Genomic DNA, 12909 nt, shown 5'->3' with positions numbered 1-12909 from the left:
TCCTGGGATCGTTATTTTGCTAACAATTGTGTTGTTAACAACCTGTAATCATGATTGTAACATATATCAAAATTAAAACAAAAAGGATTCTGAAAGGCTTGCACAAGAGGCGATATACCTGAAACCAATCGCGTTGAAAAAAAGAGTACAGCATGCTAAGGTGAAAAGAAGCAACATGCCTAACCATATCGCTACGAGATAGGAGTGTTCAGAAGAATGAAGAGAGTTGCATGTGTAACTGGAGCTGATCGGGGGCTCGGACTGTCGCTTGTACGTTCGTTGCTGGCCAACCAGTTCTCAGTATTTGCAGGACAGTTTTTGAAAGAATCAGAAGATTTGAAAGCGCTTAAAGAGCGATATCCTGAACAGTTGGAGCTTATCCCCCTAGATATCAGCAATAAAGATAGTGTAAAGCAGGCTGCGAGAGTGATAGCCAGTAAAACTGGATATGTCGATATGATTATTAATAATGCAGGTATTATTCGTTCTGCTGATAATGCTACTGTGCTGGTGGAGCTGGATGATGAAGGCATGGCAGAAATATATAATGTAAATACGCTTGGCGCGTTAAGAGTCAGCAATGCACTGATGGGACTATTACTACAAAGTGAGGATAAATTAATCGTCAATATTTCGTCAGAGGCAGGCAGTATTGCCCGAAATAAGCGTATCAACATGTATGGCTATTGTATGTCGAAGGCAGCACTGAATATGCAGTCCTCCTTGATGCATAATCATCTGAAAACGCTTGGCGGTCAAGTAATGGTGTTCCATCCTGGCTGGCTGCAGACTTATATGCATGGTAAGAAGGATGAGAAAGCGGAAATGACTCCTGAACAGTCCGCGGAGCAGATTATCGACCTTGTTCTGGATTATAAAAAATATATGGGCGAGGAACCGGCCTATCTGGATACGGATGGCAGCTCATGGCCGTGGTAGAACGGATATTTCAAAATAGATAAGAAGAAAGGCGCTGATAACATGTCTACACTAAAAGCACTCGCACTAGGAAGCTACTCGGAGGTTAAATATCACCCCTTTGCTGGCGTGGACCGGGAGATCGAACAAATCCTTGCGAATGACTTACAGGTTTTTTCTTCAGAGGATTATGCACTTCTCAATAAAGAAACGATGTCTGACTACAAGCTGGTAATCTCCTACACTGAATTTTCTGATGACAAAATCCCCGCGGAACAAAGTGGTGCTTTGCTATCTTATGTGGCTGGCGGGGGCGGACTACTAGTGGTACATAACGGAATTTCCTTACAGCGCAATCAGGAGCTTGGTGCTATGCTGGGCGCACATTTCACCCATCATCCAGAGTATACTTCGCTGCAGATGTCCATACCCGCACGAGAGCATCCCATTATGCAGGGAATTGAAGAATTTGTAATTGAGGATGAGCCGTATTATTTTGAGATGCATCCTTATTTCGAAACAACGGTGCTCGCTGAATATTCTCATGAGGGAGCTATGCGCCAAGCGGCTTGGTGTCACGAATTTGGCTTGGGCCGGGTTGTTTATTTAATGCCAGGGCATCATTTACCATCATTCTCAGTAGAACCATTCCGCGAAATGATTCGTAGAGGTGGGCTTTGGGCAGCAGGATTATTGTAGAATATAAGCGGCGGATATACTTGTTGTAAGATTATAAATGAGTCCAACTGTGGGATAACTACGGTTGGATTTTTTTTGTTGACTCTTACATTGATGTCAGGGTTTATACTGGTGTAGAACAATTCTCATGAACCCCGGGGAGATTGCTATGAAAATAGGTGAGCTTGCTAAACTGACGGGCGTAAGCGTCCGTTCAATTCGTTATTATGAGAGTCAGGGATTAATTTCACCGATCCGTCAGGCCAACGGATATCGGGAGTACTCTCCGCTCGCTGTGGAGACGGTAGAAACGATAAAATTATATTTGAACCTGGGTCTGTCCACAGAGCAGATCGCGGGCTTTCTACATTGTGTTTTGAAGAACAAAGAAGCTTTCTGCGCAGAAGTGATGCCACTATACCGTAGCAAGCTTGAGGATATTGAACGTCAGCTTGTAGAACTGAATCAGATCAAACGCAATTTGGAAGAAAGAATGGCCTCTATCTTGCAAGAGCAGAACGAGAGTAGTTTAGAGGCATGTACACTGGAGAGTTTGGAGTAGGTACTGCTGGAGTTGAAAACTTTGAGGAGGAATGACAAATGGCTATTACAAATGCAGATAGCGCTGATTGGGTACGAGCAGAGATTCGCGGTGGTGGAACGGTTTTGGTAGATTACGGTGCGCCATGGTGTCCCCCTTGCAAGGTGCTGTTGCCTCTTTTGGAAGATCTTCATCAGGAATATGGAGACGATGTCTCTATTGTGAAGGTGAATTGTGACGAATTGCCGGATCTGGCTGGGGAAGCTGGTGTTATGGGGATGCCTACAGTCATTGTATATAAAGATGGGCAGCCAATGGAAAAGTTGGTTGGCTTACGTCCGATAGCAGCCTACCAAGGGATATTGAACAAGGTTATTCTAGCATAGGGAATTGGAATTTAGTTGTATTTTGATGCTATATTAATCTCAAGCTGAGAAGGCATTAAGAAGCCTCATCCGGATATTTTCCTGCGTGCACTAAATAGGCTAGACATGAAGCCCTAGGAGAGCGTCTACATTGTTGATCATCCGCTGAACGATGTAGACGCCGCGGTTAGCCGTGACGGTATGAAAGGCACAGCTTTGGAAGGAGTCTAGCACGTATGGATTTTCAGGTCGCATATACCAACTATCACTCTCTGCTGAAAGCAATCGCTTACCGTATGACCGGCTCTATAGCAGATGCAGAGGACCTCGTTCAAGACGTATTCATCGAGTACAGCAAGCTACAAACAATAGATATCACCCATCCGAAAGCTTACTTAATCCGTATGACAACAAATCGTTGCATCAACTATATGCAATCCGCCCGTATAAGGAGAGAGCAATATGTCGGCACATGGCTGCCGGAGCCGCTCGTCAGCTTTACGAATGGAGGCGGCGATAATCCTGCTGATCTTTTCGATCACGATGAAAATGTATCCTACGCCCTGCTCGTCATGCTGGAACATTTATCGGCTGTCGAGAGAGCCGTCTTCATCTTGCGCCAATCCTTCGCTTTCGAATATAGCGAAATTGCCGATGTATTAGGAAAATCAGAAGCCAACTGTCGAAAAATATTTAGCCGCGCTAATGATAAGCTGCATCAACAATCGCCAGTTCTGCCAAACAACACGGCTCAGGCAACACCTCTTGCGACAGCATTCCTCGCAGCTGCTCGAGGCGGCAACGTCGATGCGCTTGTCAGCCTGCTGACCGAGGACGCGCTGCTTACGTCGGACGGCGGCGGTAAAGTTCGCGCAGCGATCTTCACTATTACGGGCAGAGATCGTGTTCAAGCTTTCATTGGAGGCGTCATTACGAAGGGCTTCCTCGGAGATTCGCAAAGGATGGTGCTACTTAACGGCCAGCTGGGCATCGTCATCTATCGGGATGGCCGGCCGCTTAAGACAATTAGCTTCCAGCTTGATGCGGCCGGGGAGCGGATCGAGCATATTTATATCGTACTCAATCCCGATAAATTACAACGAATGGGGTAACCTGTCACAAACGGAGCTTTTGCATTGTCTTATTAGTGAAACAATCAAAAGATAACCGGTCTACAGCCGGAGAGGAGCTATCCCCATGGAACAAAGAATGGATCTGGCCGGTGAAATTCCAGCCGCATACAAAGCGATGATGGGTCTTGAAGCGTTCGTACAATCGACAGGCATGGAGAAGTCGTTATTGGAGTTAATCAAAATCAGAGCATCACAAATTAATGGCTGCGCCTTCTGCATCGATATGCATACGAAGGATGCCCGCAAAGCAGGCGAGTCGGAACAGCGTATCTACATGCTGAACGCATGGCGTGAAGCGCCGTTCTACAGCGACGAGGAGCGTGCAGTGCTTGCGCTGACCGAATCAGTTACACTCGTGACGCAAGGACATGTACCGGACGATGTCTATTCGGAAGCGGAGCGCCATTTCGATACTAAGCGACTTGGCGAGATCATCATGGCAATTGTTACAATCAATGCATGGAATCGCATCGCGATCACCACTCGCATGATGCCGCAATAAACTTTAATTACGTCAGCCGAACGTCCAAAGCTAGCATCCGACACTTTACAGATACAATAGAGGTATAAGAACATATGAAGTTTAACTTAGGGAGACCCCATACTGTGGGGTCTTTTTTGTATGCATGAATTATCCATCTTCGGTAAAAAATACGGTCACAGCTATAAAGGAGGTGTTAGGGGTGTGGAATGAGGTAATAGAATTAATTCCAAGTTGGGGTGTGGTTTTCCAAGGGATTATGATTTTCTGTGTCCCTTTCTTCCTGCTTCGTACAATAAGCTGGGCTAAAGCTAAAGAAGACAGGATAACGACTAGAGCGGAAAAAGCTACTGGCAGCAAAGGTGGAGGTGTTTCTTCCGGAGAAGACTCTGGAGGAATGAGCGTCGAAGAAGGGACTAAGGGGCGGAATAAATCGGATGTAGTAACTAAGGATACTGATGCAGCAATAATATACAGTGGTCATTTAAAGGAGGATTTGCAGAAATTTAAAGAGATCAGCGCAGATATGCATGATGTGAACGTAAGGGAATTGCGAATCGGAAGCATAATGACCAGGGCAGCGCTAATGTACGTAGACGGGCTAACGGACAAAGATAAGATGGACCAGAATATATTGAAGCCATTAATGAATGCGTATCAGCCATTTAAGGAAATAAATACTATTCCGGAAGCGGAGGTTCTACAAGATATTCTCATTCATGAGATACTACTCATCTCGGAAATTGAGCTTACGGATAATGCATACCTCTCGCTTCAGAAGGTGTTATTTGGATCTGCCGTGCTGCTCGTGGAGGGGATATCCAAGGCTTTTGTGCTTAGTAGTCCGAAGGGGAATACAAGGGGGATTCAGGAGCCGGAATCTGAAGCAGTCCTGCGTGGCTCACGAAGCGGATTTAATGAGACATTAAGCGACAACACGGCAATGCTGCGTAGACACGGGCAGAGTACGGAGTTAGCAATGATTTCTTTTACTGTAGGAAAGAGAATGCAGAAGGAACTCATCTTAACCTATATCAAGGATATTGCGAATGATGAGCTTGTAGAAGAGGTTAAACGAAGAATAAAAACGATAGATATAGATGATGTTCAAGAATCTGGTTATGTCGAGCAATTGATTGAAGATAATAGTTATAGTCCCTTCCAGCAAATTCAAAATACAGAAAGACCGGACCGCGTAATGGCAGCACTTCTGGAAGGAAGAGTAGCTATCTTAATTGATGGTACTCCCTTCGCTTTGATTATGCCGGTGACCTTTGGAATGTTACTGCAATCTCCAGAGGATTATAACGATCGCTGGATGGTAGGGTCGCTGCTACGTCTTTTGCGTTTTTTTGCGGCAACGATATCACTTTTTGCGCCAGCACTATATATTTCCTTCCTCTCGTTCCAGCCAGGATTGATTCCAACGAAGTTGGCTATTTCCATTATCGCCTCCAGGCAAGGCGTTCCCTTCACTGTATTAATCGAAGCATTGATTATGGAGACCTCGATTGAAATCTTACGGGAGGCTGGACTTCGCTTACCTAAACCTATCGGTCCGGCGATGGGAATTGTCGGCGGTTTGATCATTGGCCAAGCCGCGGTAGAAGCTGGGATCGTGAGTCCAATCCTAGTCATTGTAGTATCAATTACGGCTGTTTCTTCCTTCTCTATGCCAATGTATAGTGCGGGGATGACGCTTCGTATGCTCCGGTTTGCAGCTATGTTTTTTGCAGCAATCTTTGGATTATACGGAGTGGTACTGTTTTTTCTTTTGCTTAGTAGTCATTTAATTAAGCTGAAGAGCTTTGGTATTCCCTATCTTGGTCTGGCAGTCCCGAATAAGACAGTCAATTGGAAAGATTTTATATTCCGTATGCCTTTGCAATTTTTAACCGGGCGGCCTACGTTGTTGAAACCAAAAGACCCTTTGCGTAAAGGGTGAAAAGTCTAGGTGAAGGAGGAAGAGAACATGAGCCCCGATGTAAAGGACCGAATTACTGCTGTTCAAGCGACGGTCATTCTAGCCAATTATACGATTGCGGCAGGGGTGCTTACGCTTCCTCGGACCCTTGTAGAGGCCAGTGGCAGTCCAGATGTATGGATAAGTATTTTGTTAGGGGGAGTAATCTCCTTTCTGTTCGGATTGATCATAGTGAAGCTTAGTCAACGCTTCCCAGGCCAAACTTTTTTTCAATATATCGGGAAGATCATCGGCAAGCCACTCGGAATGCTTCTCTCAATAGGAGTCATTGGATATTTTCTCAGTATCGCCGGTTTTGAGATACGTTCGGTGCAGGAAGTGACCTCTTTTTTTCTACTGGAAGGAACACCTCCTTGGGCGATAGTGGCTGCTTTTATATGGATTGCCTTCTATTTATGCAGAGGAGGAATTAATGCGATCACTAGCATGTGCAGACTTATTGTTCCGATCACCTGGACAGTGTTTCTAGGAGTTTGTCTGCTTAGTTTCGAAGTTTTCGACCTCAATAACCTGCTTCCCGTCCTTGGAAACGGATTGGAACCCGTATGGAAAGGGATTAGGCCAACCATCCTGACCTTTACAGCTGGAGAAGCAATGCTGTTCGTTGTTGCTTTTATGGACAAGCCCCAAAAAGCAGTGAAGGTAATAATAGCTGGAACTTGTATATCGACGATATTTTATGTCCTGGCAGTTGTAGCGACTATAGGTGCCTTTTCTATAGATGGAGTTCTCACAAGAACCTGGCCGTTTCTCGATCTTGTACGAAGTTTTGAAGTGAACTATCTCATCTTTGAGAGGTTTGAGTCGTTGTTGTTGGTGATCTGGATTATGCAGATCTTTTGTACCTTTTGTGTTGCGATTTATGCAGCGGCGTTAGGCTTGTCTCAAATCATTCATAGAAACTTCAAAAGCTGTTTATTGGCGTTACTTCCTGTTGTTTATATAGTTTCTAGGATTCCTCCCAATGTGAATGCTTTGTTTGCTTTAGGATCAGGCATCGGTGATAGTATGCTTATTTTATTCGGTTTGCTTCCCTTACCATTATTAATCATCACCTACTTCCGGAGGGCTGCTTCATGAAAAAATGGAGGTTGTGGATCGTACTCTCTGTACTGTGTTCTCTGTTATCAGGCTGCTGGAGCAGCACACCGATTGAGGAGTTAAACATGCAGATTGGTGTTGCACTAGACAGTGCGGAGGAGTCAGGAGGCGAGGAAATAGCTAAGTCTGAAGGGGAGAATCATACGAAGCCTACAAAAATAATAAGCACCTATCAATTTACGATTCCGCAGGGGTCGGGAGGGGCTGTTATGAAGTCATCTGCCAGTTCCTCTTCCTCCTCCTTTAAGAATTACTATAATATGAGTGAAACTAGCGATTCTATCTTTGAAGCGATGCGGCAGCTTTCACTGCGTACTAGACGCACTCCGATTGGTCATCATTTAAAGGTTATTGTGATTAGTGAAAAACTCGCACGTTCCAATAACCTTACTAAAATCATAGATTTCTTTACTCGGGATAATGATATTCGTCCGAGTGTTATGTTATTTGTCAGCAAGGGAATGGCCAAAGATGTATTGGAAAATGCGCTGCCGGGTCAGACTCCTGCTTTTGTACTTGAAGGCATCTTCAATAATAGAGACCGGAATATGGGGATATGGGAGCCGGTAACTTTGGCAAAAGTAGTTGGCCCATTGCAAGGAAAGAAAAGCTTCTTATTGCAAAATGTTATCGCTATTGATCAGGAGACAAAGCTATCAGGAGCAGGCGTAATCAAAGGGACAACGGGGAAGCTTGTTGGATTTTTGGATGAGTCGGAACTGGAGGGGATGGCTTGGCTGACCGGAAAGGGGTTAGGAGGAGTGCTTAAGACGTATAATCCGGATACCAAAGACCTCTTAACCTATGAGGTGAAATCCATGCATAGCAAGATCAAAGCTAATGTGAACAATGGGCAGATCTCTTTTAACGTGAAAATAAAATCTACAGGTAGATATGCCGAGGTCTTTGCCGAGAAACCGAAGAAATTACATGACGGAATTGTAAAGAAGGATAAAGCTTTGCTGCAGAAGCGTGTCCTAGAATTGGTGCAAACTACTGTAACAAAAATGCAGAAGGAACTTCATACCGAAGCTGCCGGTTTCGGCACCAGTCTACATAATCAGCATCCAGCCGTATGGCGGAGCGTCAAGGATAACTGGGACGAAACCTTCAGCCAAATTCCGATTACCTATGAAGTAAATGTGAATATAGAAGAATACGGCGCATCAGATACAACGGCTGAATAAAGAGGTTATAAAAGATTCAGAGTTACTTTATTTGATGTGTGAGCGGTATGACATCATTTTGGTGCAGTGCATCGAGTACCTCGGTTTTTAATTCTTCAGTAAAGGTATTCCATGTTTTTTTGCCGACATTCAGCTCTTCTCGCCCAATAGCATTTAGTGTTTCCAGCCATAGGCGTTTATCGTTAATTAGCCCGAGTTGATCTTGAATCTGCTTATATATTTCCTCATGGGCATGAAATTTCTGATTTAACGCAAAAGAGGCTGCACTAGCGGTATATCGCAGTTCCTTAGCAGCCATCCTCAGCTCATGCAGTGAGTCGAAGGCTGCTTCTGATTCGGCATCTTGTCCACGAAATATAGTCTTGCAAGCTTTTTTCTTCTGCTCGTAAGCTACCTCAAGTTCGCGCATGACAACGTTGGCATCTTTTTTCGCTACCAGGGCCTCTAGCTGTTCACTTAGAAAAGCTTTCCACTTCTCATCCAGATCCTCATTGATTAGCTTAGGTAGCTCATCGGCCAGCTTTTTACGATAAGTTTTGCGCTTGTCCTTTTGGTGGTCGATCACAGCCTTCAACAGTTCTGCTGTCTTTGTATCGCCGTTTTCCTTGGCGTGTTTACGTTTAGTCTTGAACGATTCAATCAGAACGTCTGCATCTCTGACCTTGCCTAATCTCTTTTGGGCTTTTTCAAATAGGGGGTATAGCCCTAGAGTATGACCAGGGTCGAGAATGGAAAGCAGTGTTAACAGCTTGCGGCAGTTCAATCTTGCTTGGTGAATGTCCTCGTCATCAAATTTGCTAATTGCATCATGGCAGTAATCCCAGAAATCAATATACAGCAGGTTAAGTGCCTGTTCCCATTGTCTTGTCTTGGTTAACTGTCGTTCCTTCATCACTTCCACTGTCATGCGGCATCACTCCTTAACGTTGTGTATAGCATGAACCTAAGGCTACCCCCTATTCGAGCTGGGGTATGTTCGTATACTATAAGGATAGCGTTATCATAACCTCATTTCAATTCTGATTTCGCACTAGCGAGGCAGAACGATTACAATATTACGGATAATACGGGAAAGAGGGGAATCGGTGGATACTCGGGAATACGATGCAATGATCAATGGATCTGTTGATAGAAGTAAAGAAGTCATCGGACTTCCTGCAGAAATGGGACTTTTCCAGCATCTAATCTTAAAGGATGACAGGATAGATGAGAAAGCAGGGGGCATCGGGGAGATGTTGATCCCGTTCGCCTTTGAAGAGACCCTTTGTAGGGATGTCGGAGCGGGACTTGTTTCTCCTAGTCTGCACCTATGGAGTCATTCCGGGGGTGTTGTGCTGGGCCTACGGGACAGCAAGCTTCCGTACGCGGCCCAAGCGATGGCTAAGTTGGAGCAGCAAGGAATTCGTACAGCGGTAAGACATTCCGGTGGTGCTGCGGTGCCTCTGGATGATGGAATTGTTAATGTTTCGCTAGTTCTCCCCAAAGGACGCGGAAAGCTGGACTTTCATGATGACTTTAGGCTTTTGGCTTCTCTGATCACTGAGGCAGTTGCTATGAGTCATCCACAGGCTGCGGCTCAAATTGAGGCTGGTGAAATTGTTGGTTCTTACTGCCCGGGGGACTTCGACTTGGCGATCGGTGGGCGGAAATTTTGCGGCATTGCTCAGCGCAGACAAAATAATGCCTATTTCGTACATGCATTTGTAGTGGTTTCGGGTTCGGGACAGGAACGTGGTGAACTCATTCATAAATTCTATGAGCAAGCCTCTGGAGGAGACTCAGCATTATCTTATCCACGGGTTCGTCCAGAGACGATCGCTGGGCTTGGCGAACTAGGTGGACCGAATGCGACTGAAGTATTTGCCGAAGGTATTAGACAAGCATTAGCCCACCGTGGAGTGGTGCTTAAATCCTCTGACAGGCTACAGCAGGAGACCGGATATTTCCTAGACTATGAAGATCCGCGTGTTCTGGATGCTGCGCGAGTTCTGCATGAACGTTATGCCCAAGGATAAATGGATATTGAGCATCGTTAAGAAGGACGTAACGGAAATCTGGCGAGAGGCCAGCATCTGTTACGTTCTTTTTAATCATATAAGTCCGGACGTCTGTCTGCAAAAATCGGGATTTGTGCTCGAATTTCACGCACCATATGTAAATCGATATCCCCCGTTAGGATTTCTTCCCCATCAGAAGCTTCACATAAAATATCTCCCCAAGGATCAATTATCATAGAATGCCCAGCAAAGGTATTGTTAGGATCGCTTCCTGCACGGTTGCAGGCTACTACATAACATTGGTTCTCGATCGCTCGGCTGATCAGTAGTGCACGCCAATGTGACAGCCTGGATAATGGCCATTCTGCACTGATAAACAAGATTTCTGCACCTTGTGCGGTATGAGCACGAACCCACTCTGGAAATCGGATATCATAACAGATTAATCCGGCACATAACGTGCCCTCCAATGTGAAGAGGCCTTTGTCTTCTCCAGGCTGCAAATATAGATGTTCATCCATTAGCTGAAACAAATGTAGCTTACTGTATTCGCCAACGAGTTCTCCAGTTCGATTAAATACAAACATACGATTAGTTACACCGGAGGCGTTCTTGCTAGCGACTGAACCAGCGACGATATTGATGTTGTATTGTCTGGCTAAGCTGGAGATGAATTCCTTGGTAATTTCTCCTTCTGGATCACCAATATCTTCTAGTCGGGTCAGATCATAGCCAGTGGTCCAAAGCTCAGGGAGAATAAGACAGTCGGGGGCTGTGGCGGCAGCTACACTAATTTTATTTGCTACAGCAGCATAATTCATATCGGGTTTGCCAAATGCTATATCCAGCTGAATCAGGGAGATTCTCATAGGATTCCTCCTTTTTGTTCAAGACTATAGCACCATAAGAGGATAAGCAATGTTGATTTTTAAAAAATGATTTGATATATTAGTTGACGGGTCAATGATTATCAGTTAATATTATTTTATACAAAACAATTGTGCACAATTAAATTTATAAAGGAGGTATATTTTGACGGAGCACTATCCTGAGGAAGACCGCATATTTGAACTGCTGCAGGCATTAAACAAGGGAATCTGTCCGAAATTCGAACGATGTGCTGGGATTAGTCCCACACGGCTTCGCCTCCTGCATGAACTATTCCAGGTGGATGAAGTCAGCCAAATTACGCTGCAAAAGGGCATGGATATAGATGCGGCCGCCGTCACTCGGCACTTGAAAGGGATGGAAGAGAGTGGTACGATCACTCGCCGCAACAATCCCGCAGATAACAGGGTTACATTGGTCTCATTAACGGATCAAGGGCGGGAAAGAATGATTCAATATGGCGAAGAGAAGAGACGATTTGTCGCTACTCTGCTTACTGGATTTAACGATCAGGAGCGAAAAGTGCTCATAGATATGCTTAATCGTCTGCAATCTAATATCAATCTGTTGTAACTGTAACTACCCAAATTACACATTCAAAGGAGAAATACACATATGAACGCTACACAAACACAAACCAATGATTTTAAAGAAATTATTACGGGTCGCCGCTCTATCCGCAAATATGATCCATCCGTTAAGATCAGCAAAGAAGAGATGACTCAGATTCTTACGGAAGCGACTCTTGCACCTTCTTCTGTAAACATGCAGCCTTGGCGGTTTCTTGTCATTGAAAGTGAAGAAGCAAAAGCTACTTTAGCTCCTCTTGCTCGCTTTAATGGCGTACAAGTTGAAACCTCTGCAGCTATGATTGCCATTTTCGGTGATTTGAACAATTTCGACTATGCAGAGGAGATTTATGGTACAGCTGTTGAACGTGGACTAATGCCTGCTGAAGTAAAAGAAAACCAATTAACTAGATTATCTGCTCACTTTGCTACCTTGCCACGTGAAGTTAACAAAGATACTGTGCTTATTGATGGTGCTCTTGTTGCAATGCAATTGATGCTGGTTGCCCGTGCACATGGATACGATACAAACCCAATTGGCGGTTATGAAAAAGATCAAATCGCAGAAGCGTTTGGCATGGAAAAAGATCGTTATGTTCCTGTAATGTTGCTTTCCATCGGTAAGGCTGTTGATGCAGGTTACCCATCTGTCCGTTTGCCTATCGATAAAATTGCTGAGTGGAAATAATACTTTATACCTTAGGAGGAAAATACAATGATCATTATCCATGCAGTACTTAAAGTGAATCCGGAACGTCGCGAGCAGTTTTTGGCGGAGTCCAAAACACTTCTCACAGCTACTCACGCTGAAGAAGGAAATCTCTCATACGAGCTGTATGAGAATGCTGGAGAAGCGAACTCATTTATTATGGTGGAGACTTGGCGCGACGCTGAAGCCGTATCCAGCCACAATACGAGCGCTCATTTTACCGCGTTCTCAGCTAAAGCTGGTGAATTCTTGGCTGCGCCACTAGACGTAAAAGTATTTAGCGCAGAGCAAGTGAAATAAGTTATCTCGATTCTTAGTGAATCCTGGTTGATCTTAAACAGGGATGTTCCATAGCCAT

At 44.7% G+C, this 12909-nt stretch carries 15 protein-coding genes; 13 read left to right on the top strand and 2 right to left on the bottom strand.

Features of this window, described 5'->3' with window-relative positions:
• Window positions 1–216 precede the first annotated feature (216 nt).
• The 9 genes from NSQ29_RS24710 to NSQ29_RS24665 all read left to right on the top strand — a co-directional run bounded on the left by NSQ29_RS24710 (window position 217) and on the right by NSQ29_RS24665 (window position 8388).
• Window positions 217–939 carry an SDR family NAD(P)-dependent oxidoreductase gene (locus NSQ29_RS24710; RefSeq protein ID WP_341126341.1) on the top strand — a complete coding sequence of 241 codons (723 nt, stop codon included), beginning with the start codon at window positions 217–219 and terminating at the stop codon, window positions 937–939.
• A gap of 42 nt (window positions 940–981) precedes the next feature.
• Window positions 982–1617: a ThuA domain-containing protein gene (locus NSQ29_RS24705; protein WP_076300145.1), complete on the top strand. Its 636-nt coding sequence runs from the start codon at window positions 982–984 to the stop codon at window positions 1615–1617.
• Window positions 1618–1765: 148 nt separating this feature from the next.
• Window positions 1766–2158 carry a MerR family transcriptional regulator gene (locus tag NSQ29_RS24700; RefSeq protein WP_076285912.1) on the top strand — a complete coding sequence of 131 codons (393 nt, stop codon included), beginning with the start codon at window positions 1766–1768 and terminating at the stop codon, window positions 2156–2158.
• Window positions 2159–2196: 38 nt separating this feature from the next.
• Entirely contained in the window at window positions 2197–2523 is a 327-nt protein-coding gene (locus tag NSQ29_RS24695; RefSeq protein WP_042184566.1) for a thioredoxin family protein, read from the top strand.
• Between the two features lie 215 nt (window positions 2524–2738).
• Complete coding sequence (gene sigJ / locus NSQ29_RS24685; RefSeq protein WP_076300146.1) at window positions 2739–3614, top strand: RNA polymerase sigma factor SigJ; 876 nt, start codon at window positions 2739–2741, stop codon at window positions 3612–3614.
• An 85-nt stretch (window positions 3615–3699) separates the two neighbouring features.
• On the top strand, window positions 3700–4137 hold the full coding sequence (locus tag NSQ29_RS24680) for a carboxymuconolactone decarboxylase family protein (protein WP_076285910.1): 438 nt from the start codon (window positions 3700–3702) through the stop codon (window positions 4135–4137).
• 181 nt (window positions 4138–4318) lie between these two features.
• A complete protein-coding gene (locus NSQ29_RS24675; protein WP_341126340.1) occupies window positions 4319–6061 on the top strand; it encodes a spore germination protein in 1743 nt (580 codons plus the stop codon).
• Window positions 6062–6088: 27 nt separating this feature from the next.
• Window positions 6089–7180 carry a GerAB/ArcD/ProY family transporter gene (locus NSQ29_RS24670; RefSeq protein WP_341126339.1) on the top strand — a complete coding sequence of 364 codons (1092 nt, stop codon included), beginning with the start codon at window positions 6089–6091 and terminating at the stop codon, window positions 7178–7180.
• On the top strand, window positions 7177–8388 hold the full coding sequence (locus tag NSQ29_RS24665; RefSeq protein WP_341126338.1) for a Ger(x)C family spore germination protein: 1212 nt from the start codon (window positions 7177–7179) through the stop codon (window positions 8386–8388). Before NSQ29_RS24670 ends, NSQ29_RS24665 begins: the two co-directional genes overlap by 4 nt.
• 22 nt (window positions 8389–8410) lie before the next feature.
• On the opposite strand, the gene NSQ29_RS24660 is transcribed toward NSQ29_RS24665, so the two are convergent.
• Window positions 8411–9295 carry a CHAD domain-containing protein gene (locus NSQ29_RS24660; RefSeq protein ID WP_341126337.1) on the bottom strand — a complete coding sequence of 295 codons (885 nt, stop codon included), beginning with the start codon at window positions 9293–9295 and terminating at the stop codon, window positions 8411–8413.
• Between the two features lie 178 nt (window positions 9296–9473).
• Between NSQ29_RS24660 and NSQ29_RS24655 the strand changes: the two genes are divergently transcribed.
• A complete protein-coding gene (locus NSQ29_RS24655) occupies window positions 9474–10403 on the top strand; it encodes a lipoate--protein ligase family protein (RefSeq protein WP_341126336.1) in 930 nt (309 codons plus the stop codon).
• 71 nt (window positions 10404–10474) lie between these two features.
• On the opposite strand, the gene NSQ29_RS24650 is transcribed toward NSQ29_RS24655, so the two are convergent.
• Window positions 10475–11254: a carbon-nitrogen family hydrolase gene (locus tag NSQ29_RS24650; protein WP_341126335.1), complete on the bottom strand. Its 780-nt coding sequence runs from the start codon at window positions 11252–11254 to the stop codon at window positions 10475–10477.
• A 163-nt stretch (window positions 11255–11417) separates the two neighbouring features.
• Here NSQ29_RS24650 and NSQ29_RS24645 point away from each other — a divergent pair, with 163 nt between their 5' ends.
• Genes NSQ29_RS24645 through NSQ29_RS24635 form a run of 3 tightly spaced genes read left to right on the top strand, consistent with a single transcriptional unit; the run spans window position 11418 to window position 12851 of the window.
• Window positions 11418–11846: a MarR family winged helix-turn-helix transcriptional regulator gene (locus tag NSQ29_RS24645; protein ID WP_042184581.1), complete on the top strand. Its 429-nt coding sequence runs from the start codon at window positions 11418–11420 to the stop codon at window positions 11844–11846.
• A gap of 42 nt (window positions 11847–11888) precedes the next feature.
• Window positions 11889–12530, top strand: coding sequence for a nitroreductase family protein (locus NSQ29_RS24640; RefSeq protein ID WP_339268538.1), 642 nt, complete (start codon window positions 11889–11891; stop codon window positions 12528–12530).
• Between the two features lie 27 nt (window positions 12531–12557).
• Complete coding sequence (locus NSQ29_RS24635) at window positions 12558–12851, top strand: putative quinol monooxygenase (RefSeq protein ID WP_042184585.1); 294 nt, start codon at window positions 12558–12560, stop codon at window positions 12849–12851.
• The last annotated feature ends 58 nt before the right edge of the window (window positions 12852–12909 follow it).

Origin of the sequence: Paenibacillus sp. FSL F4-0236, from assembly GCF_038000135.1 — a bacterium.
Classification (GTDB): Bacteria; Bacillota; Bacilli; order Paenibacillales; family Paenibacillaceae; genus Paenibacillus_AQ.
This window is presented reverse-complemented; position numbering and strand designations above follow the sequence as displayed.

Coding starts and splice junctions, on each gene's coding strand:
- NSQ29_RS24640 (WP_339268538.1), top strand. CDS start 11,889: ATGAACGCTACACAAACACAAACCAATGATTTTAAAGAAATTATTACG.
- NSQ29_RS24660 (WP_341126337.1), bottom strand. CDS start 9,295: ATGACAGTGGAAGTGATGAAGGAACGACAGTTAACCAAGACAAGACAA.
- NSQ29_RS24710 (WP_341126341.1), top strand. CDS start 217: ATGAAGAGAGTTGCATGTGTAACTGGAGCTGATCGGGGGCTCGGACTG.
- NSQ29_RS24700 (WP_076285912.1), top strand. CDS start 1,766: ATGAAAATAGGTGAGCTTGCTAAACTGACGGGCGTAAGCGTCCGTTCA.
- sigJ (WP_076300146.1), top strand. CDS start 2,739: ATGGATTTTCAGGTCGCATATACCAACTATCACTCTCTGCTGAAAGCA.
- NSQ29_RS24670 (WP_341126339.1), top strand. CDS start 6,089: ATGAGCCCCGATGTAAAGGACCGAATTACTGCTGTTCAAGCGACGGTC.
- NSQ29_RS24665 (WP_341126338.1), top strand. CDS start 7,177: ATGAAAAAATGGAGGTTGTGGATCGTACTCTCTGTACTGTGTTCTCTG.
- NSQ29_RS24650 (WP_341126335.1), bottom strand. CDS start 11,254: ATGAGAATCTCCCTGATTCAGCTGGATATAGCATTTGGCAAACCCGAT.
- NSQ29_RS24635 (WP_042184585.1), top strand. CDS start 12,558: ATGATCATTATCCATGCAGTACTTAAAGTGAATCCGGAACGTCGCGAG.
- NSQ29_RS24705 (WP_076300145.1), top strand. CDS start 982: ATGTCTACACTAAAAGCACTCGCACTAGGAAGCTACTCGGAGGTTAAA.
- NSQ29_RS24695 (WP_042184566.1), top strand. CDS start 2,197: ATGGCTATTACAAATGCAGATAGCGCTGATTGGGTACGAGCAGAGATT.
- NSQ29_RS24680 (WP_076285910.1), top strand. CDS start 3,700: ATGGAACAAAGAATGGATCTGGCCGGTGAAATTCCAGCCGCATACAAA.